Genomic DNA, 21,954 nt, shown 5'->3' with positions numbered 1-21,954 from the left:
GTCTTGCCGTGGTCAACGTGACCAATCGTGCCAATGTTCACATGAGGCTTATTACGCTCGAATTTACCTTTTGCCATGTGAGGTCTCCATTCTTGCTAGCCCGATAAGGGCGTTGAATTAATAAAACGCTGCAATTCGTTGGAACTACGCGTATTTCTTCTGAACTTCCTGTGCGACCGCGGTCGGAACCGCCTCGTAGTGGTCGAACTGCATCGTGTACTGGGCGCGGCCCTGCGACATCGAGCGCAAGCTGTCCACATACTTGAACATGTTGGCCAGCGGCACCATCGCGTTGACGACGACGGCGATACCACGGCTTTCCTGGCCCTGGATCTGACCACGACGGCTGTTCAAGTCGCCAATAACGTTGCCGACATAATCTTCCGGCGTCACGACTTCGACCTTCATGATTGGCTCGAGCAGCTGGACACCCAGCTTCGGAGCAGCTTCGCGAAGGCAGGCGCGACCGGCGATTTCGAAGGCCAGCACCGAGGAGTCGACATCGTGGTAGGCACCGTCGATCAGCGTCGCCTTGACGCCGATCATCGGGAAGCCCGCGAACGGGCCCGAAGACAGAACGCTGCGGAGACCCTTGTCGACACCGGGGATGTATTCCTTCGGAACCGCACCACCGACGATCTTCGATTCGAAGACGAAATCTTCGCCCTCGGGGTTCGGCTCGAACACGATCTTGACGCGAGCGAACTGGCCCGTACCACCCGACTGCTTCTTGTGGGTGTAATCCTGCTCGTGGGTGCGGGTGATCGTCTCGCGATACGCAACCTGCGGCGCGCCGACGTTCGCCTCGACCTTGAACTCGCGACGCATGCGGTCGACGATGATGTCGAGATGCAGCTCGCCCATGCCGGAGATGATGGTCTGACCCGACTCTTCATCCGACTTGACGCGGAACGAAGGATCTTCAGCAGCCAGACGATTGAGCGCGAGGCCCATCTTTTCCTGGTCGCCCTTGGTCTTCGGCTCGATGGCGATCTGAATGACCGGCTCGGGGAATTCCATGCGCTCGAGGATGACCGGGTGCAGCGGATCGCAGAGCGTGTCGCCGGTGGTCGTTTCCTTGAGGCCAGCCAGAGCGACGATGTCGCCGGCGAAAGCCTCTTCAATGTCGGAGCGCGAATTCGAGTGCATCTGCAGCATACGGCCGAGACGCTCTTTCTTGCCCTTGACGGTGTTTTCGAGCGACGCGCCCTTGACCACCTTGCCCGAGTAGATGCGGCAGAAGGTCAGCGAACCGACGAACGGATCGTTCATGATCTTGAACGCCAGCATCGAAAGCGGCTCGCTGTCGTCAGCGTGACGCTCGATCTCGGCTTCGGTCTTGGCATCGATGCCCTTGATGGCCGGAACGTCGAGCGGCGACGGCAGGAACTCAACGACGCCGTCGAGCAGGGGCTGCACGCCCTTGTTCTTGAAGGCCGAGCCACAGAACATCGGGAAGAACTTGACGGCGATGGTGCCCTTGCGGATCAGCGCACGCAGTTCGTCGTTCGACGGCATCTTGCCTTCGAGGTAGTTCTCAAGAGCCGTCTCGTCCATTTCGACGGCGGCCTCGATCATCTTGTCGCGGAATTCCGCGGCCTTTTCCTTGAGGTCGTCCGGGATCTCGACGATGTCCCAGGCAGCACCCAGGCTCTCATCGCGCCAGACCAGAGCGTTCATCTCGATAAGATCGACAACGCCTTTGAATTCCGATTCAGCACCGATCGGCAGCTGGACGGCGACCGCAGTGGCACCGAGGCGCGACTTGATCATGTCATAGGAGCGATAGAAATCGGCGCCGATCTTGTCCATCTTGTTGCAGAAGATCATGCGCGGGACGTTGTACTTGTCCGCCTGGCGCCACACGGTCTCGGTCTGCGGCTCAACACCGGCGTTGGCATCGAGCAGCGCAATGGCGCCGTCGAGAACGCGCAGCGAACGCTCGACTTCGATGGTGAAGTCGACGTGGCCGGGGGTGTCGATGATGTTGAAGCGACGCAGATTGCCGTCACGGCCCTTCCAGAAGGTCGTGGTCGCGGCAGACGTGATCGTGATGCCGCGTTCCTGCTCCTGCTCCATCCAGTCCATGGTGGCAGCGCCGTCATGGACTTCGCCGATCTTGTGCGACTTGCCCGTGTAATAAAGGATGCGCTCGGTGGTCGTGGTCTTGCCGGCGTCGATATGCGCCATGATACCGAAATTGCGGTAGTCTTCGATCTTGTATTCGCGGGCCATGGGAGGTGCCTCTCAGTCGTTCGTTCGCGCCGTTACCAGCGGTAGTGCGCGAAGGCGCGGTTGGCTTCCGCCATCTTGTGGGTGTCTTCACGCTTCTTCACGGCGGTGCCGCGGTTGTTAGCCGCATCCATCAGCTCGCCGGAGAGGCGGTCGACCATGGTGGTCTCGTTGCGGTTGCGGGCGGCAGTGATCAGCCAGCGAATGGCGAGTGCCTGACGGCGCTCGGGGCGCACATCGACCGGAACCTGGTAGGTAGCGCCGCCAACACGACGCGAACGCACTTCCACATGCGGCGCGACATTGTCGAGCGCCTGATGGAAGACGGTGACCGGCTCCTGCTTGGTCTTAGCCTGGACCTGGTCAAGCGCACCGTAGACGATCGTTTCGGCGATCGACTTCTTGCCGTCATACATGACGGCATTCATGAACTTGGTAACAACCAGATCGCCAAACTTAGGATCCGGGTTGATTTCGCGCTTTTCTGCACTGTGACGACGGGACATACTTTTGTCTCTCAACTTTGACCGGCGCTCTAATACGCGGAGAACCTCGCGCAGCGCCTAATTGCAGAACCCGAATTACTTCGGACGCTTGGCACCGTACTTCGAACGGCGCTGCTTGCGGTTCTTCACACCCTGCGTGTCGAGCACGCCACGGATGATGTGATAGCGCACGCCCGGAAGATCCTTCACACGACCGCCGCGGATCATAACCACGGAGTGCTCCTGAAGGTTATGGCCTTCGCCGGGGATGTAGCCGATCACTTCAAAACCATTGGTCAGGCGGATCTTCGCGACCTTACGCAGAGCCGAGTTCGGCTTCTTCGGCGTCGTCGTATAAACGCGTGTGCAAACGCCCCGCTTCTGCGGGTTGGCCTGCATGGCCGGAACCTTGTTGCGCTTCACCGGCGCAATGCGCGGCTTGCGGATCAGCTGGTTGACGGTAGGCATTAAACCCTCTTGTCTCTCAATTCCGTGTCTCAAGCCCGTTCGGGGCGGCTTCAAGCGCAAAATCCATACGCAAATTCGGGCCCCAAACCGCGACTGGCGGTCTTGCCCGAACAAAGGCAGAGGAAGCGGAACCGCTTCATGCACGCCGGAAATGTCTTCTCGCTCGTAAAAAACGAACCCTGTTTGAGGTGAACTCTAAAGCTTGTCGCTTCGGAAAGACCAACCTCACATCGGCTCAGACGAGGCGGTATCTACTCGCATGACCGGGAACCGTCAACCCCGTCCCTCTAAAAACCTTAACGAAACTGGCACTTCGGGCCGTGCAAGGGGCCTAGAGCAACTTTATTGCGCTGCAACATAGAGACCAAGCCGGTTTGTGACGCTGTTTGCCCTGTTTTGCCCCCACTCTTCATGCGAAAATCGCTGAAACCGGGGCGAATCCCCGCTCTTGCGAATCTAAAACAGGGAATCACGGATGAACGACAACGAAGAGCGGCCGGTGACAATCATAACCGGCCGAGTCTGGCGCAAGAAGGGCGGCAAGCCCGAAGGCGTCCATATCATGCTCGTCGCACCGGACGACGATACCGCCGTGCGCCTGGCACTCGACGCCCTGGCCAAGGAAGGTTACGCCGAAGCCGAGCTTGATCAGATCGGCGACATGCAGGGCGAACCCGACGACGAGCCGCAGATATCAGCCTATCAAGGCGCGCTCGAAGGCGAAGTCTCGATCGTCACCTTTAACGAGCCGCGCTGACTTCAGGTCAGTTGACCGGCCCTGCCCCGCCGATGTCGGCCATCTCCGGTTCGGCGGGCTTTTGGCCCGTGGCGCGATTGACCAGGACGGTCACGAACCACAGCACGACGCCGATGCCGATCAGGACGCCGGCGATCTTGTATTGAACCGGATCCCGTCCGGTCCAGGGTCCGGCAAAGAAGGCGCAAGCCAAGGCGCCCAGAACCGGCAGCAGCGTCGGTGTCCTGAAATGGTCGTGACCGACCCTGTCCTTGCGCAGCACCAGAACCGCGATGTTGACCACCGTGAAGACGCCGAGCAGCAGCAAGGCCGTGGTGCCACCCAGCGCCGGCACCTCGCCGACGAAGGTGATCAGCGCAAAGGCCAGCAAGGTGGTGAAGCCGATCGCTATATAAGGTGTACGTCGTGACGCATGGACCTTGCCGAGCGCCTGCGGCAGGACGTGCTCGCGGCTCATGCCATAGACCAGGCGGCTGGCCATCAGCATGTTGATGAGCGCGCTGTTGGCGACGGCGAACATGGTGATGAAGCCGAAGATCCAGATCGGGAAATTCGGCGCGCCGGCCTGAACGACCTTGAGCAGAGGCGTCTCACCCTCGCCCAGTTCCTCAGGCGGCACCAGCGTGATCGCCGAGATCGACACCAGCACGTAAATGACGCCCGTAATCAGCAGGCCGGTCAGCAATACCTTCGGGAAGATGCGCGTCGGGTCCTTGCATTCCTCGGCCATGTTGACCGAGTCCTCGAAGCCGACCATGGCGAAGAAGGCAAGCGTGGTCGCAGCGATCACCGACCAGAATGCACTGCGGTCGGGCGCCGCGTGAAACTGGGTGATGCGGGAAACATCGCCCTCGCCCGCGCCGATCGCCCAAAGGCCGATGACGATGATGATCATCAGGCCGGTGAACTCGACGCAGGTCAAAACGACGTTGGCCTTGACGCTTTCGCCGACGCCGCGAAAATTCACGGCAGCAACGATCGCCATGAATGCCAGGCCGATCAGCGTAATACCGTAGGTTCCGGTGAGCCCCAGGTCGAAGGCGCCGGACAAATTGGCAGCGAACGCCCGCGAGGCGGTCGATGCCGAGGTAATGCCCGAGCACATCACGGTAAAGGCAACGATGAAGGTGATGAAATGGATGCCGAAGGCCTTGTGGGCATAAAGGGCGGCACCTGCGGCCTTCGGATATTTGGTGACCAGTTCAAGATAGCTGAAGGCGGTGATGACGGCCACGATAAAGGCGACCAGGAACGGCAGCCAGACCACGCCGCCGACCTGCTTGGCCACCTGTCCCGTCAGCGCGTAGATGCCGGTGCCCAAGATGTCGCCGACGATGAACAGCAAAAGCAGCCACGGACCCATGACACGATGGAGGCTGGGCTCCACCGGCACCGCCTGTCCTTTCGCATTGGAGGGGACGTCGGTCATCGGGCACTCCTCTCAGGGCTGATGGCTTGCAAGGAGGAGGCTATTTTCGCAAGTCCAGGATGTCAAATGGCGCCGCATCCAAGTGGACACCATGCAAACATGCTGAAATAGCGCAACTTCAAAAGAAAAGCCGCTGCAGTGATCCAGCGGCTTTCATCGTCAGCATTGGCAGACGATCTTGTCAGTTGGTGGCGGCGTCCAGTTTCAACACCACGAACTGGGTGAACTGCTCGAGGCTGAAATTGTTGTCGGAGGCGATCACCAGCGTGCGTTTGCCTTCTACTTCCGGCCCCCAGGTCACAGATTCGATATTGTCGATGTCGAGACCGAAATCACCTTCGCCGATCGTCAGCACCTTGCGCTTGGACATCGGCTTTGCGGTGACATCCTTGATCGATGCGACGCCCTTCACGTCGGTGGCGCCCGCAAAGCTCGCCAGATAGAAATTGATCTCGTTGCCTGTGCCAAGGGCGAAGGAACGCTCGACGGTCAGCAGCTCGTCAGGTCCGAAGAACAGGAATTCGGAGAGGCCGTTATCGTTGTAGAACGGGTCCTGCGTTGCCTTGGTGAAGATCGGGCCGTTCTCGTAGACATATTCGGCGGTCACCGCGCCACTGGCGATGTCGAAGCCGATGATGCGCGACGGGCTGCCGGCTTCCAGCGTGGCCTTTTCGCAGTCCTGGGTCAGCGCATTTTCGGTTCCTGCCCAAAGGGTCTTGCCGTCGAGCGAAATGGCAAGGCTTTCGAAGGCAAGATTGCCGCGGACGCCGCGGGTCTTGTCAGCATCGGGCAGGTAAGCCTCGGGAATGGCGAAGCTCTTGATGTGGCTACCATCGGGCTTGGCTTCATAGATCGCCGGTTGGCCGGCAGCATCGCCCTCGCTCGACCAGAATATCCGGCTTGCCGAGGCGTCGAAGCGGATCGCCTCCGGGTCGACGTCCTTCTTGGCAAAGACAGCGCCGTCAGCGTTACGTAGATCAGAGCTCGACACGATGTCGATGCCGTGGACACCCTTGTCGTCGATCGCAAGATTCAGCCTGTAAAGCCGCGCCGGCGCCCGTTCTGAGCGGTCATCGGAGATGGCATAAAACAGCCCGCTCGCCGCGTCGTAGTCGAGGCCGGAAATGCCGCCGAACTCGGTTCCCGCGATCTTCAAGCCGGTCGGCAAAACGACCTGGCCGAGCAGCGTCGCCTTGAGCGGACTGGCGTCTTGGGCGTGGGCGGAAATCACTGATGAAGCCAGCACGGCAGCGATGGCGGAAAGAACAAACTTCATGATGCGGTCACCTGTAATGCGCGTCTGACCGGCAGCGATAGCGACGGCATTTGACAGGCACATGAAGCTCAGGTGTCACCCAAATGAAAAAAGGGGGCCGAAGCCCCCTTTCCCATTCTTGTTGGACGACGCCCTTACTGAGCGGCGTTGACCATGTCGGTCAGGATCGGCTCGGCGACCTCGACACCCGAGAGCTTGCGGCGCTCGTCGAGGATCAGTTCGTCGCGCGAGGTGGCGATGCGCCTGATCTGGCTCATCATGCCGCCCGTGCCGGCCGGGATAAGGCGGCCGACGATGACGTTTTCCTTGAGACCCTGCAGCATGTCGGTCTTGCCGGCGACCGCAGCTTCCGTCAGCACCCTGGTCGTTTCCTGGAAGGAAGCGGCCGAGATGAAGGACGGCGTCTGCAGCGATGCCTTGGTGATACCGAGCAGAACCGGCTGACCTTCGGCGGGCTTCTTGCCTTCCTCGATCAGGCGATCGTTGATCTCGTCGAACTCGATGACATCGACATGATCGCCCGGGATGTAGACCGAGTCGCCCTGAGCGGTGATCTCGACCTTCTGCAGCATCTGACGAACGATGACCTCGATGTGCTTGTCGTTGATCGACACGCCCTGCAACCGGTAGACTTCCTGGATCTCGTTGACGAGGTAGGACGCAAGCGCCTCCACGCCCTTGATGGCCAGAATGTCGTGCGGCGCCGGATTGCCGTCGAGGATGTAGTCGCCCTTTTCGATGGCGTCGCCGTCCTGAAGATGGAACGGCTTGCCCTTCGGGATCAGGTATTCGACCGGCTCAAGCGTCGAGTCATGCGGCTCGATGATGATGCGGCGCTTGTTCTTGTAGTCGCGGCCGAAGCGAACCGTACCGTCGATCTCGGCGATGATGGCGTGATCCTTCGGACGGCGGGCTTCGAAGAGCTCGGCAACACGCGGCAGACCGCCGGTGATGTCCTTGGTCTTCGCGCTTTCCATCGGGATACGCGCCAAAACGTCGCCAGGATGCACAAGCGCACCAGGCTCGACCGAAAGAATGGCCTCGACCGAGAGCAGGAAGCGAGCATCGCCGCCCTTCGACAGCTTGCCGACCTTGCCCTTGGCATCCTGAACGACCATCGCGGGCTTCAGATCGTTGCCGCGCGGGGTCGAACGCCAGTCGATGACCTCACGCTTGGTGATGCCGGTCGATTCGTCGGCCGTTTCCTGCACGGAAATGCCGTCGACCAGATCCTCGAACGCCACACGGCCTTCGATTTCGGTGAGGATCGGACGGGTGTAGGGATCCCACTCGGCAACACGCTGGCCGCGCTTCACCTTGTCGCCATCGTCCACGAAGATGCGCGAACCATAGGTGACACGGTGCGTGGCACGCTCCTTGCCGGCTTCGTCGAGGATCAGGATCGCCATGTTGCGGCCCATCACGACAAGGTTGCCGTCGGAGTTGCGAACCACGTTGCGGTTGCGGATCTCGACCTTGCCCTCATAGGAGGCTTCAAGGAACGAGCTGTCCACCACCTGCGCGGTACCGCCCATGTGGAAGGTACGCATGGTGAGCTGCGTGCCCGGCTCGCCGATCGACTGAGCGGCGATGACGCCGACAGCTTCGCCCTGGTTGACCGGGGTACCGCGTGCCAGATCGCGACCGTAGCAGACCGCGCAGACGCCGACCTTGACTTCGCAGGTCAGTGCCGAGCGGATGCGAACCGACTGCACGCCAGCCTTCTCGATCACCTCGATGTCGCGCTCGTCCATCAGCGTACCGGCCTTGACCAGCAGATCGCCAGTAACCGGGTGGTTGATGTCGTCGAGCGACGTACGGCCGAGGATACGCAGGCCGAGCGAAGCGACCACCTGGCCGGCATCGACGATCGGCTGCATGGTGAGGCCCTTGTCGGTGCCGCAATCAACCGAGTTGACGATGCAATCCTGTGCCACGTCGACGAGACGACGGGTCAGGTAGCCGGAGTTGGCCGTCTTCAGAGCGGTATCGGCGAGACCCTTACGGGCACCGTGGGTCGAGTTGAAGTACTCGAGAACCGTCAGACCCTCCTTGAAGTTGGAAATGATCGGCGTCTCGATGATTTCACCCGACGGCTTGGCCATCAGGCCACGCATACCGGCAAGCTGACGCATCTGGGTGGGCGAACCACGCGCACCGGAGTGCGACATCATGTAGATCGAGTTCATCGGCTTCTGACGGCCGTTGTCTTCGAACTCCACCGCCTTGATGCGGGCCATCATTTCGTCGGCGACCTTTTCCGAGCACTTGGCCCAGGCGTCGACGACCTTGTTGTACTTCTCGCCCTGCGTGATCAGGCCGTCATTGTACTGCTGCTCGTATTCCTTGGCGAGCGCCTCGGTGTCGGCGACCAGCTTCTCCTTGGTATCCGGGATCAGCATGTCGTCCTTGCCGAACGAAATGCCGGCGCGGCAGGCATGAGCGAAGCCCAGGGCCATGATGCGATCGCAGAAGATGACCGTCTCTTTCTGACCGCAGTGGCGGTAGACGGTGTCGATCATCTTGGAGATGTTCTTCTTGGTCATCTCCTGGTTAGCCGTGTCGTAAGGCACGTTGACGTTCTTCGGCAGCAGTTCGCCGATGATCATGCGCCCAGGCGTCGTCTCATGGATGTTGGACACGACATTGCCAGCGGCGTCGACAGTACGGAAACGACCCTTGATCTTGGAATGCAGCGTGACTGCCTTGGTCTCAAGCGCGTGCTGGAGTTCGCCCATGTCGGCAAACACCATGCCCTCGCCCGGCTCGTTCTGGTTGACGATCGAGAGATAGTAGAGACCGAGAACCATGTCCTGCGACGGCACGATGATCGGCGCGCCGGAAGCCGGGTGCAGGATGTTGTTGGTCGACATCATCAGCACGCGTGCTTCGAGCTGAGCCTCGAGCGACAGCGGAACGTGGACAGCCATCTGGTCGCCGTCGAAGTCGGCGTTGAAGGCCGTGCAGACGAGCGGGTGCAGCTGGATCGCCTTGCCTTCGATCAGAATGGGCTCGAAGGCCTGGATGCCCAGGCGGTGCAGCGTCGGCGCGCGGTTGAGCAGCACCGGATGCTCGCGGATGACCTCGTCGAGGATATCCCAGACTTCCGGCTTTTCCTTTTCGACCAGCTTCTTGGCCTGCTTGACGGTCGAGGAGTAACCCTTGGCGTCGAGACGGGCGTAGATGAACGGCTTGAACAGCTCGAGCGCCATCTTCTTCGGCAGGCCGCACTGGTGCAGCTTGAGCTCCGGACCGGTCACGATGACCGAACGGCCGGAATAGTCGACGCGCTTGCCGAGCAGGTTCTGACGGAAGCGGCCCTGCTTGCCCTTGAGCATGTCGGACAGCGACTTCAGCGGACGCTTGTTGGCACCGGTGATGACGCGGCCGCGGCGGCCGTTGTCGAACAGTGCGTCGACGGCCTCCTGCAGCATGCGCTTTTCGTTGCGGATGATGATGCCAGGCGCACGCAGCTCGATCAGACGCTTCAAGCGGTTGTTGCGGTTGATGACGCGGCGATAGAGATCGTTCAGGTCGGACGTCGCAAAGCGGCCGCCATCCAGCGGGACCAGCGGACGCAGGTCCGGCGGGATCACCGGCACGACCTTCATGATCATCCACTCGGGACGATTGCCCGATTCCATGAAGTTCTCAACGACCTTGAGGCGCTTGAGATACTTCTTCTGCTTGAGCTCGGACGTGGTCGTGGCGAGTTCCGAGCGCAGGTCGCCGGCGATCTTTTCGAGATCCATGCTGGCAAGCAGGTCATGGATGGCTTCCGCGCCGATCATGGCGGTGAACGAATCCTCGCCATACTCGTCGACGGCGATCTGGTACTCTTCCTCGCCAAGGAGCTGGTGCTCCTTGAGCGCGGTCAGGCCCGGCTCTGTGACAATGTAGTTCTCGAAGTACAGGACGCGCTCGATATCCTTGAGCGTCATGTCGAGCAGCGTGCCGATACGGCTCGGCAGCGACTTCAGGAACCAGATATGGGCGACGGGCGCGGCCAGTTCGATGTGGCCCATGCGCTCGCGGCGAACGCGCGACAGCGTCACTTCCACGCCGCACTTTTCGCAGATGACGCCCTTGTACTTCATGCGCTTGTACTTGCCGCACAGGCACTCGTAGTCCTTGATCGGGCCAAAGATGCGGGCGCAGAACAGCCCGTCACGCTCCGGCTTGAAGGTGCGGTAGTTGATCGTCTCCGGCTTTTTGATTTCGCCGAACGACCAGGACAGAATCTTCTCAGGGCTGGCGAGCGAAATCCGGATGGAATCGAACACCTGCGCAGGCGCCTGAGGGTTGAAGAGATTCATGACCTCTTGGTTCATGCCGTTCTCCTTTTCGGGGCCCTCGAAAGCCCCTTGTCATCGTGTGCGGACCAGAGCGCCCGCCAGCTGTGTCGGCCGTCGCCGAAAAATTCTCATCATTCGAGCACGATCTTGACCGAAAACGGCACCCGTTTACCGGGATCGTGCTCTGCGGCGACGCCGCGGGAAAATCCCGCGGCGCGCCTTTTAGTGCTTACTCGGCTGCGTCGGGCAGCCGGTGCGTTTCGTCGATCTTGGTGTTCTCAAGCTCGACATTGAGGCCCAGCGAACGCATTTCCTTGACGAGAACGTTGAAGCTCTCGGGAATGCCCGCTTCGAACGTGTCGTCGCCGCGCACGATCGCCTCGTAGACCTTGGTACGGCCGGCCACGTCGTCCGACTTCACGGTCAGCATTTCCTGCAGCGTGTAGGCGGCGCCGTAGGCTTCGAGCGCCCAGACCTCCATTTCGCCGAAGCGCTGGCCACCGAACTGCGCCTTGCCGCCCAGCGGCTGCTGGGTAACGAGCGAGTAAGGTCCGATCGAACGGGCGTGGATCTTGTCGTCGACCAGGTGGTGAAGCTTGAGCATATAGATGTAGCCCATGGTCACCATGCGGTCGAACGGCTCGCCCGTACGTCCGTCGTACAACTGCGACTGGCCGGAAGTGTGAAGCCCCGCCTGCTCCAACATAATATTGATGTCGGCTTCATGCGCGCCGTCGAACACCGGGGTCGCGATCGAGACGCCACGCTTCATCTGCTCGCTGAGGCGAACGATGCTTTCGTCGTCATAATCACGGACCGGCTCGTTGCGGTCGTTGGCCGGAATGAAGCTCTCGAGCGTCTCGCGCAGCGGCTTGATATCGCCACCCGCCTTGTACGCCTCGATCAGCTCACCGATCTTCTTGCCCATGCCTGCGCATGCCCAGCCCAGATGCGTTTCCAGAATCTGGCCGACATTCATGCGCGATGGCACGCCGAGCGGGTTGAGCACGATGTCCGCATGCGTTCCGTCTTCGAGGAACGGCATGTCCTCGACCGGAACGATACGCGACACGACACCCTTGTTGCCGTGACGGCCGGCCATCTTGTCGCCGGGCTGCATCTTGCGCTTCACCGCAACGAAGACCTTGACCATCTTCATCACGCCGGGTGGCATCTCGTCGCCGCGCTGCACCTTTTCGACCTTGTCCATGAAGCGCTGCTCGAGCTGCTTCTTGGAGTCGTCGTACTGGCCGCGCAGAGCTTCGAGCTCACCCTGCATCTTCTCGTCTTCGACGGCGAACTGCCACCACTGCGAACGCGGATAGTCGTCCAGCGTCTCCTTGGCGACGGTCGAGCCCTTCTTGAAGCCCTTCGGTCCGGCAATCGCGTCCTTGCCGATGAGCATGTCGCTCAGGCGGCTGTAGACGTTACGATCGAGGATCGCCTGCTCGTCGTCACGGTCCTTGGCGAGACGCTCGATTTCCTCGCGCTCGATAGCCATGGCGCGTTCGTCCTTCTCCACGCCGTGGCGGTTGAAGACGCGAACTTCGACGATGGTGCCGTAGGTTCCGGGCGGCATCCGCATGGAGGTGTCACGGACATCCGAGGCCTTTTCGCCGAAGATGGCACGCAGAAGCTTCTCTTCCGGCGTCATCGGGCTTTCGCCCTTCGGCGTGATCTTGCCGACCAGAATGTCGCCAGGAGCCACTTCCGCACCGATGTAGACAATACCCGCTTCGTCGAGGTTCTTCAGCGCTTCTTCCGAAACGTTCGGAATGTCGCGGGTGATTTCCTCAGGCCCAAGCTTCGTATCGCGGGCCATGACCTCGAACTCCTCGATGTGGATCGAGGTGAAGACGTCGTCGGCCACGATGCGCTCGGAGAGCAAGATCGAGTCCTCGTAGTTGTAGCCGTTCCAAGGCATGAACGCGACGAGCACGTTACGGCCGAGAGCCAGATCGCCGAGCTCGGTCGACGGACCGTCCGCGATGATGTCGCCCTTGTTGACCCGGTCACCCATGCGAACCAGCGGACGCTGGTTGATGCAGGTGTTCTGGTTTGAACGCTGGAACTTCATCAGACGGTAGATGTCGACGCCGGACTTGCCCGGATGGAGGTCTTCCGTCGCACGGACAACGATACGCGTCGCGTCGACCTGGTCGACGATACCGCCACGGCGAGCACCGATGGCGGCGCCCGAGTCACGCGCAACGATCGGTTCCATGCCGGTTCCGACGAACGGAGCCTCGGCGCGCACCAGCGGCACGGCCTGACGCTGCATGTTCGAGCCCATCAGAGCGCGGTTGGCGTCGTCGTTTTCCAGGAACGGGATCAGCGCTGCTGCGACCGACACCATCTGCTTGGGCGAAACGTCCATAAGATCGACGTTTTCGCGCGGCGCCATCATCACATCGCCGGCATTACGGCAGATGACGAACTCATCGACGAAGTGGCCGTCCTTGTCGAGCTCGGCGTTGGCCTGGGCAACGAAGTGCTTGGCCTCTTCCATAGCCGACAGATAGACAACCTCGTTGGTCAGCTTGCCGTCGACGATCTTGCGGTACGGGCTTTCGATGAAGCCGTACTTGTTGACGCGTGCGAAGGTAGCCAGCGAGTTGATCAGACCGATATTCGGGCCTTCCGGCGTCTCAATCGGGCAGATACGGCCGTAGTGGGTCGGATGCACGTCGCGGACTTCGAAGCCAGCGCGCTCGCGGGTCAGACCACCGGGTCCAAGCGCCGAAAGACGACGCTTGTGGGTGATCTCCGACAGCGGGTTGGTCTGATCCATGAACTGCGACAGCTGCGAGGAACCGAAGAACTCGCGCACGGCGGCAGCCGCCGGCTTGGCGTTGATCAGGTCCTGCGGCATGACCGTGTCGATTTCGATCGAGGACATACGTTCCTTGATCGCACGCTCCATGCGCAGCAGACCGACGCGGTACTGATTTTCCATCAGCTCGCCGACCGAACGGACACGGCGGTTGCCGAGGTTGTCGATGTCGTCGATCTCGCCCTTGCCGTCACGCAGTTCGACCAGCGTCTTGACCACGGCAAGGATGTCGTCCTTGCGCAGGACACGCACTGTGTCTTCCGCGTTGAGCTCGAGACGCATGTTCATCTTGACGCGGCCGACGGCCGAAAGGTCGTAGCGCTCGCTGTCAAAGAACAGCGAGTTGAACATCGCTTCGGCGGTATCGAGCGTAGGCGGCTCGCCCGGGCGCATGACGCGGTAGATGTCAAACAGCGCGTCCTGGCGGCTTTCGTTCTTGTCGACCGTGAGCGTGTTGCGGATGTAGCCGCCGACATTGATATGATCGATGTCGAGGATCTTGATCTCTTCCTCGCCGGCCGAAAGCAGAACCTTGAGGGTCTTTTCGTCGATCTCGTCGCCGGCTTCGAGGAAGATCTCGCCGGTGGCGTAGTTGACGATGTCCTCGGCGAGGTAGCTGCCGAAGAGATCGTCTTCGGTCGCCTTGATCGCCTTGAGGCCCTTTTCGGCAAGCTGCTTGGCCTGACGCGCGGTGATCTTCTTGCCAGCCTCGACGACGATTTCGCCTGTGTCGGCATCAACAAGATCGCCGACGGCCTTGAGGCCGCGGAAACGCTCGACCGAGAACGGAATGCGCCAGTGATCGCCCGACTTCTTGTAGGTGATCTTGTTGTAGAAGGTCGACAGGATCTCCTCGCCGTCCATGCCGAGCGCCATCAGCAGCGACGTCACCGGGATCTTGCGGCGACGGTCGATACGGGCGTGGACGATGTCCTTGGAGTCGAACTCGATGTCGAGCCACGAACCACGGTAAGGAATGACGCGCGCGGCAAACAGAAGCTTGCCCGACGAGTGCGACTTGCCCTTGTCGTGATCGAAGAAGACGCCCGGCGAACGGTGCATCTGCGAAACGATGACGCGCTCGGTGCCGTTGACGATGAAGGTGCCGTTGGACGTCATGAGCGGCATGTCGCCCATGTAGACGTCCTGCTCCTTGATGTCCTTGATCGACTTCGCGCCGGTATCCTCGTCAATATCGAACACGATGAGGCGCAGCGTCACCTTGAGCGGCGCAGCAAAGGTCAGATCGCGCTGACGGCACTCGTCGACGTCGAACTTCGGTGCTTCGAACTCATACTTGACGAACTCCAGCATCGACGCGCCGGAGAAGTCAGAGATCGGGAAGACCGACTTGAAAACGGCCTGCAGTCCTTCATCGGGACGTCCGCCCTTGGGCTCGTCCACCATCAGGAACTGATCGTAGGATGCCTTTTGAACCTCGATGAGGTTCGGCATCTCCGCAACTTCGGGAATCTTTCCGAAGAACTTGCGTACGCGTCTGCGGCCATTGAAAGTCTGGATCTGGGCCATCGTCGCTCCTTGCTGCCTTTACTTGGGGTGAGCGTCGCTAATGCTCACCTTGCATTTTCGCGCCGCCTCGGCGGCGGCCTATCCAAAACGGGCGAAAACCCGTTTCCTGAAAGCCGCTTGCGGCCATCAGGAAATAGGTTCCCCACAATCCCCCCGGGTCACGGGAGCCGGTGGGCGGCGATTGGGCCGCCCACCGAAACCGTGAGCTTACTTAAGCTCGATCTTGGCGCCAGCTGCTTCCAGCTGAGCCTTGAGCTTCTCTGCGTCGGCCTTGGAAACGCCTTCCTTGACCGGCTTCGGAGCGCCTTCGACGAGATCCTTGGCTTCCTTGAGGCCCAGGCCGGTGATGGCGCGGACTTCCTTGATGACTTCGATCTTCTTGTCGCCGGCAGCTGCCAGGATGACATCGAACTCGGTCTTCTCTTCGACCGGAGCAGCAGCAGCGCCGCCAGCGGCAGCAACAGCAACCGGAGCAGCGGCGGAAACGCCCCACTTTTCTTCGAGAAGCTTCGACAGCTCAGCCGCCTCGAGGACGGTCAGGGCCGACAGGTCGTCAACGATCTTTGCGAGATCAGCCATTTATCTATTCCTTCAATCAGTTCGAACGAGTGTTGATGATAGCGAGGAACGGCCTCATGCCGCCTCGTCCTTCCGGGCGTAAGCGCCAATGACGCGCGCGACCGAAGCCGCTGGCGCATTGACGATCTGGGCGATCCGGGTAGCCGGGGTGGCGATCATGCCAACCAGCTTTGCACGCAGCTCGTTGAGCGACGGGAGCGCGGCAAGTGCCTTGACTCCATCGGCGTTCAGCAAGGTCGTGCCCATCGAACCACCAAGGATGACAAGCTTGTCATTGGCCTTGGCGAAGTCGGACGCGACCTTCGGCGCTGCAATCGGATCATCCGAATAGGCAACCAGCGTCTGTCCCTTGAACAGATCGATGATGCTTTCGGATTCCGTGCCCTGAAGAGCGATTTTGGCGAGACGGTTCTTCGCGACTTTGACGGTGCCGCCGGCCTGACGCATCTTCACACGAAGATCGTTCATTTGCGCGACGGTGATACCGGCATAGTGGGCCACGACGACTGAACCTGCGTTCGAGAACGCGTCATTCAGGCCCGTGACGAGTTCGCGTTTTTCCGCTCTGTCCACTGCCTATCTCCAGTTGACCGCCTCCCATTTGCGGGGCGAGCGGTCGGGTTGCCTTTTGCCGGGCGGCTAATCCAGAAATTCCAGATCACCCGAACGGCGCTCGAGGATCCTGCCCCCTTTCGCCACACCTGACGGGCTTGTGGCCCGGCGCGATGCGCAGACAAAAGGCAAACACGGTTCGAACCTTTCATTGGAGCAAAGGCTCCTTTGTCTGGTCTTCACCCCGTCTCATGCAGGCCCATTCGAATTAAGGACCAAGGGTCGCTTGGACCGCCTGCAATCTCGGACAGGATTTCGAAAGTTGTTGCCAACTTTCGAAAATCCGGGCCCGGAGGCCCGGAATTCTTTTCAGGATCATGCCGTTGCTGGCAGATCCCAATTCAAACGATCACGACGCGACGAGCGTGCCGAGGTCGATCTTGAGGCCTGGGCCCATCGTCGAGGTGACAGACACCTTCTTGACGTACACGCCCTTGGCGCCAGCCGGCTTGGCCTTGTTGACCGCGTCAGCAAAAGCACGGATGTTTTCTTCCAGCGCCTTGACTTCGAACGAGACCTTGCCAACGCCGCCGTGGATGATGCCGGCCTTCTCGACGCGGAACTCAACGGCGCCGCCCTTCGAAGCCTTGACGGCCGCGGCGACGTCGGTGGTCACCGTGCCGACCTTCGGGTTCGGCATCATGCCGCGTGGGCCAAGCACCTTACCGAGACGGCCGACGAGCGGCATCATGTCGGGGGTGGCGATGCAGCGATCGAAGTCGATCTGGCCCTTCTGGACGATATCGACGAGATCTTCCGCACCAACGATGTCGGCGCCGGCAGCGCGGGCTTCATCAGCCTTTGCGTCGCGAGCGAACACCGCGACGCGGACCGTGCGGCCCGTGCCGTTCGGCAGGTTGACCACGCCGCGGACCATCTGGTCAGCGTGGCGCGGGTCGACGCCGAGGTTCATGGCGACTTCGATGGTCTCGTCGAACTTGACCGACGAGCGAGCCTTCAAAAGCTCGATGGCTTCGCCAAGGCCATAAGCCTTGTCCGCATCGATGCCTTCGCGGGACTTGGAAACGCGCTTTGCAATCTTAGCCATGATCTCAGCCCACCACTTCCAGGCCCATCGAACGAGCCGAGCCTTCGATCATCTTGATCGCGGCTTCGATATCGTTCGCGTTCAGGTCCTTCATCTTGATTTCGGCGATCTCGCGCACCTTGGCGCCGCTGATCTCGCCAGCCTTGATCTTGCCCGGCTCCTTGGAGCCCGACTTGAGGTTGGCTGCCTTCTTCAGGAAGTAGGCCACCGGCGGCGTCTTCATGACGAAGGTGAACGACTTGTCCTGGTAATAGGTGATCACGACCGGGATCGGAGATCCCTTCTCGAGCTCCTGGGTCTGGGCGTTGAACGCCTTGCAGAACTCCATGATGTTGATGCCACGCTGACCAAGCGCCGGACCGATCGGGGGCGACGGTGTCGCCGAACCCGCGGAAACCTGGAGCTTGAGCTGGCCCGCAACTTTCTTAGCCATCTCTTTCCTGCCTTCGTTTTATGCCGGAGGACCCGGCGGTTGCAGTTCGGTGGTGCGAAAAAGACAACCGGCTAAGCCGCCTCTTCTCCCACCATGCTTGCGCCAGGCATGCGCCTGACACTGCCCACCACCGAAACCGGCGACGGGCGCTTCGATCAGCCCTTTTCGACCTGACCGAATTCGAGATCGACAGGCACGGCGCGCCCGAAGATCGAAACTTCCACCTTGAGGCGCGCACGCTCCTCGTCCACTTCCTGGACGAAACCGTTAAACGACGCGAACGGACCGTCGGAAACGCGAACCGCTTCACCGATCTCGAACGTGACAGACGGCTTGGGACGCTCGACGCCTTCCTGAACCTGATTCAGGATGCGCTGGGCTTCGGCTTCCGTGATCGGCACAGGCTTTGAATCGCCAAGGAAACCAGTGACCTTCGGCGTGTTCTTCACGAGCGAGAAAACAGCGTCGGTCAAATGGGCCTTCAGCAGCACGTAGCCCGGGAAGAACTTGCGCTCGGCGTCGACCTTGCGGCCGCGGCGAACCTCAACAACCTTCTCAGTGGGAACGACGATCTGCTCGATCTGGTCGCTCAGGCCCTTCTGCTTGGCCTTGTGCACAATGTCCTCAGCGACCTTCTTTTCGAAGTTCGAATAGGCGTGGACGATATACCAGCGCGCAGTCATCTCAGGAATTCTCCGTATTCGCAGCCTTAGCGGCCCATGCCCAGGATCTGCTCGACAGCGAATGCCATCAGCTGGTCTGCGGCAAAAAAGAAAATCATCGCAATAATCGCAAAGCCTAAAACCATGACCGTGGAGATCATCGTCTCGCGCCGTGATGGCCACGTAACCTTCGCCGTTTCCGACCTTACCTGCTGCAGAAAGGTGAAGGGGTTCGTGGTTTTCGCCATGTGCCGCTCTGCTTTCAACGTCCGTTGACCGGACTTCTGGATGATCCCGTGACCGGGAGGTGCCGCTGCATGAGAGGTTATCCGCGCCGAATCAGCGCAAACATTCCGCCCATGCAATTCGGACGCGTAAAGCCGGATCCCCAGCTCCACGCGCCGCGTGTCTGTTTCGCTTACATAAAACCGATTCTCTTTCCACGCAAGTGGCAGGGTACAGCTTTACGTTTAAACGCCGCTTCGGAACCATCCAGTCGTTCCGTTCCGGCTATCGAAAGTCTCTTATGCCTGAATTAGCGAATTCTGGCAAGACTGGCACGGGCAGCAGGGCTCGAACCTACGACCTGCGGTTTTGGAGACCGCCGCTCTACCAACTGAGCTATGCCCGTGCATTGCGCCGCGCATCATCTGCGCAGCACGGGTTTCCTAAGGATTTCCGAGCCGTCTGTAAAGAGCGCAATGAAGCATGTTGTGAACATTCACAGGCGGAACTTCACCGGGCGCAACAGAGGCGCCCTGGCCAGCCCGACGACGCGAGCAGCCCAGCGAGACACAGGGATCACCAGCGCCCAGGTCCCGTTTCAGGTCAGGATTTGGAGGGCGGCACGTAGGGTCCACCTGGCACACCCCAGCCCCAACTGGGCATCGGCTCGTGGAGTGTGGGCGCAGCACCATCCTGAGAGTTCAGCTTGGCCAGCCGCGTGCCCCATTCGATGTAAGCAACGAATGCCGAGCGAAACTCCGGATCGTCGGGCAGCTTCACTTCATCGGCGGCATCGAGCAACAGCGCGATCCACTGCCGACGCTGTTCCTCGGTCAGGTGCCTGTTGAGGTGATGGCTGATCATCGCAGGATGGCCGCCATGCGCCTCGCTGTAGTCCTTCGGCCCGCCAAAGACCTCCCCGATGAACGCGGCGACATGCGCTGGATGATCGACGGACATATGGCGAAACACCGGTTCGAGCAGCGTATCGCTACGCACCTTGTCATAGAATACGCTCGTCAGCCGGTTGAGCGCTGCGGCGCCGCCAGCCCACTCGAACAATGTCGGCACGTCCTTTTGCATTGCCTTCCTCCTATTGCGTTGGAGGCATATGGGGAGCGGGATCGTGGGACGGAAGTCCACGAAGAAACGCACCTCAGTACAACAGCCTAGGATCGTTTCAGCCACAGCCCAGTCATGGCAGGTTCGTCGATCTGCTTGAGCAGGCGCCACTACGCCACCTACCGACTAGTGCAGTGCCCGGCAGTTCACCGGCCGAGGTGAAGTCCGGCAAAGGCCACTGTCGATCAGAAGTTGGACTGAACCCGACCTGGTCGTCAGGTAGCCCTCCCGGAGGAGAGCCAGCGCAACTTCATCCAACTTGCCATAACCGGTTGCCGCATCGCCTGCTTTCGGTCCAACCCCCATCTGCACGAGGTAATGATTGCGTATTGGAGCGTCCAGTGCCGGACTGGAACCCCAGCCGGCAGGAACTCCCTCGCCAATCAGTCGGGTCTTTCCTGCGGACAGCACCAAAAGGCAACTCTCGCCACATTCCGCCCCACCTGATCCCGCTATGCCCAGATATGGCCGCCCGTCACCTTGCCAACCGGTGCAGCCCTTACCGTTCGGCTGGCAGCCGGCAAAGAACGTGCGCCCAACGGCCACATCAAGGCCGTTTGCGCGGACAACGCGCCCCATCAGCATCGCGGCAATCGGATCTCCCTCGCTTGAGGAAACTACCAATGGCAGCTTTATGTCACCTAGTTCCTTGAGCAGAGTTTCCAGCCGCTGCGGTGTAGCTTCGTCGACCTGCCCTTCGGCGGAGATCCATTCCGGGCAATCAGGTTCACAGGCCCCGACCGAACGCACGACTGCCAGCCACATCCCGGGTTCTTTGGCCACGAGTGGCTTGGGGTAGGAATCGGACGCAAGCTTTTGTCCTGGCGCCAGAATGCAGTTCGCGGCTGGGGTCGCGATCCTGCAATTCTCGATGCTCGCCAGCACGTCGGTCGCATCGAGGCTGGTTATCAGGTTCATGTTGAGCATTTCGACGGGCGCCAGCTGGCGCATCTCGGCGGCGGGCGTGCTTTGCCCGACCTCGTACATGGCCTGCTTGACCCCCATCTCCTTGAGATAGGCCAACATCTTGGCGTTGAATGTCTTTCCCATCTTGGTGGTGGTGTAGCTGCCCACCGTCTTGCGCCGGACGACCTTGCGGCTGACGGTCTTTCTCTTGCCTTTCACGACCCTGTAGGTCTCGCGATAGGTGATCTTCTGCTGCGTTACGTAGGACGTCACCTGATGCACGCCCATGTAAGCCCACTGGCCGACATGCCGGCGCACTCCGCCCGCAAACATCATCGAGCAGGCGGAGGCACAGTAGGCACCAGCCGAGTACAGAGCGCCCTGGTAGATACCTTTCCTGGACGGATCGAGCTTGCAGCCCTTCTGCTCGGGAGCGCATTCGACAAAGCGCGTCAGGCCTACGCCGATGTCGAGCTTGCGGTCACGCAGGATGCGGCCCAACTCCAAGGCTGCCTCGACCCGGCCGCCTGGCGAAGTCACGATGACCGGCAACCGCTTGTCACCGAGTTTCTTGAGAAATTTCCTGAAGGCAGCTGGCGTCGCTAGCGTGATCGCGCCTTCGGCTGAAATCCATTCCGGACAGAATGGCTCACACCCCGGCGAAGAGCTGCGCACGACGACAAAGCGCATGGGCGGCCCGTCATCCTCCGGAGTCTTGCTCTTGGCGGCCTCCGCCGAGGCCGGGAGCAACAGCGCCATTGCGACAACGAGAGCAAACGACAGGACAAGTTCCTGCCAGACTAAGCGCGAGCCCTTCCCCATTGGCGGATCCCCCAAACCAGCCGTTACCCAGAGCGATAGTACTGTCGGAACCGAGACTTGCAACGTATCGGCCAAACAAAAAGGGCGGCCCGAAGGCCGCCCTTGATGCACGAATTGAAGCGTCGATCACTCTTTGATCGAAGCGACGATGCCGGCGCCGACAGTACGGCCACCTTCACGGATAGCGAAGCGCAGCTTCTCTTCCATGGCGATCGGCACGATCAGCTCGACATCGACGGT

At 60.6% G+C, this 21,954-nt stretch carries 17 protein-coding genes and 1 tRNA gene; 1 reads left to right on the top strand and 17 read right to left on the bottom strand.

Going from position 1 to position 21,954, the window contains the following annotated elements; translation table 11 throughout:
• Positions 1–144 precede the first annotated feature (144 nt).
• From fusA to rpsL, 3 genes are all read right to left on the bottom strand, one after another.
• Positions 145–2,235, bottom strand: coding sequence for an elongation factor G (fusA, locus tag AC1RTB_RS26115; protein WP_492882180.1), 2,091 nt, complete (start codon positions 2,233–2,235; stop codon positions 145–147).
• Positions 2,236–2,267: 32 nt separating this feature from the next.
• Entirely contained in the window at positions 2,268–2,738 is a 471-nt protein-coding gene (rpsG, locus tag AC1RTB_RS26110) for a 30S ribosomal protein S7 (protein WP_476786465.1), read from the bottom strand.
• Positions 2,739–2,813: 75 nt separating this feature from the next.
• Complete coding sequence (rpsL, locus tag AC1RTB_RS26105; protein WP_008837709.1) at positions 2,814–3,185, bottom strand: 30S ribosomal protein S12; 372 nt, start codon at positions 3,183–3,185, stop codon at positions 2,814–2,816.
• 475 nt (positions 3,186–3,660) lie between these two features.
• Here rpsL and AC1RTB_RS26100 point away from each other — a divergent pair, with 475 nt between their 5' ends.
• Positions 3,661–3,942 carry a transcriptional regulator gene (locus tag AC1RTB_RS26100; protein ID WP_476786974.1) on the top strand — a complete coding sequence of 94 codons (282 nt, stop codon included), beginning with the start codon at positions 3,661–3,663 and terminating at the stop codon, positions 3,940–3,942.
• Positions 3,943–3,949: 7 nt separating this feature from the next.
• Here the strand turns inward: AC1RTB_RS26100 and AC1RTB_RS26095 are convergent, their stop codons facing one another.
• The 14 genes from AC1RTB_RS26095 to AC1RTB_RS26030 all read right to left on the bottom strand — a co-directional run.
• A complete protein-coding gene (locus AC1RTB_RS26095; RefSeq protein WP_492882181.1) occupies positions 3,950–5,371 on the bottom strand; it encodes an APC family permease in 1,422 nt (473 codons plus the stop codon).
• A 181-nt stretch (positions 5,372–5,552) separates the two neighbouring features.
• On the bottom strand, positions 5,553–6,647 hold the full coding sequence (locus AC1RTB_RS26090) for an esterase-like activity of phytase family protein (RefSeq protein WP_492882182.1): 1,095 nt from the start codon (positions 6,645–6,647) through the stop codon (positions 5,553–5,555).
• A gap of 134 nt (positions 6,648–6,781) precedes the next feature.
• A complete protein-coding gene (rpoC, locus tag AC1RTB_RS26085; RefSeq protein ID WP_492882183.1) occupies positions 6,782–10,978 on the bottom strand; it encodes a DNA-directed RNA polymerase subunit beta' in 4,197 nt (1,398 codons plus the stop codon).
• A 193-nt stretch (positions 10,979–11,171) separates the two neighbouring features.
• Positions 11,172–15,305, bottom strand: coding sequence for a DNA-directed RNA polymerase subunit beta (gene rpoB, locus AC1RTB_RS26080; protein ID WP_492882184.1), 4,134 nt, complete (start codon positions 15,303–15,305; stop codon positions 11,172–11,174).
• A gap of 207 nt (positions 15,306–15,512) precedes the next feature.
• Positions 15,513–15,884 carry a 50S ribosomal protein L7/L12 gene (gene rplL, locus AC1RTB_RS26075; RefSeq protein ID WP_476783467.1) on the bottom strand — a complete coding sequence of 124 codons (372 nt, stop codon included), beginning with the start codon at positions 15,882–15,884 and terminating at the stop codon, positions 15,513–15,515.
• A gap of 54 nt (positions 15,885–15,938) precedes the next feature.
• Positions 15,939–16,457 (bottom strand): 50S ribosomal protein L10, encoded by a 519-nt coding sequence (gene rplJ, locus AC1RTB_RS26070; RefSeq protein ID WP_492882185.1) that lies wholly within the window; start codon positions 16,455–16,457, stop codon positions 15,939–15,941.
• Between the two features lie 388 nt (positions 16,458–16,845).
• Positions 16,846–17,544: a 50S ribosomal protein L1 gene (gene rplA, locus AC1RTB_RS26065; RefSeq protein ID WP_492882186.1), complete on the bottom strand. Its 699-nt coding sequence runs from the start codon at positions 17,542–17,544 to the stop codon at positions 16,846–16,848.
• 4 nt (positions 17,545–17,548) lie between these two features.
• Positions 17,549–17,977: a 50S ribosomal protein L11 gene (gene rplK, locus AC1RTB_RS26060; RefSeq protein ID WP_492882187.1), complete on the bottom strand. Its 429-nt coding sequence runs from the start codon at positions 17,975–17,977 to the stop codon at positions 17,549–17,551.
• 155 nt (positions 17,978–18,132) lie between these two features.
• Positions 18,133–18,660, bottom strand: a complete 528-nt coding sequence (gene nusG / locus AC1RTB_RS26055) for a transcription termination/antitermination protein NusG (RefSeq protein ID WP_492882188.1) — start codon at positions 18,658–18,660, stop codon at positions 18,133–18,135.
• A 26-nt stretch (positions 18,661–18,686) separates the two neighbouring features.
• Positions 18,687–18,887, bottom strand: a complete 201-nt coding sequence (gene secE, locus AC1RTB_RS26050; protein ID WP_067966516.1) for a preprotein translocase subunit SecE — start codon at positions 18,885–18,887, stop codon at positions 18,687–18,689.
• A 307-nt stretch (positions 18,888–19,194) separates the two neighbouring features.
• Positions 19,195–19,270: transfer RNA gene (locus AC1RTB_RS26045), tRNA-Trp, on the bottom strand.
• Positions 19,271–19,467: 197 nt separating this feature from the next.
• On the bottom strand, positions 19,468–19,947 hold the full coding sequence (locus AC1RTB_RS26040; protein WP_492882189.1) for a group II truncated hemoglobin: 480 nt from the start codon (positions 19,945–19,947) through the stop codon (positions 19,468–19,470).
• A 165-nt stretch (positions 19,948–20,112) separates the two neighbouring features.
• Positions 20,113–21,714: a COG3904 family protein gene (locus tag AC1RTB_RS26035; RefSeq protein WP_492882190.1), complete on the bottom strand. Its 1,602-nt coding sequence runs from the start codon at positions 21,712–21,714 to the stop codon at positions 20,113–20,115.
• A 126-nt stretch (positions 21,715–21,840) separates the two neighbouring features.
• Positions 21,841–21,954 (bottom strand): EF-Tu C-terminal domain-related protein (locus AC1RTB_RS26030; RefSeq protein ID WP_492882191.1); only part of this gene is annotated, 114 nt, incomplete at its 5' end.

This window comes from Aminobacter sp. GW821-FHT11F06, from assembly GCF_058808215.1.
This window is presented reverse-complemented; position numbering and strand designations above follow the sequence as displayed.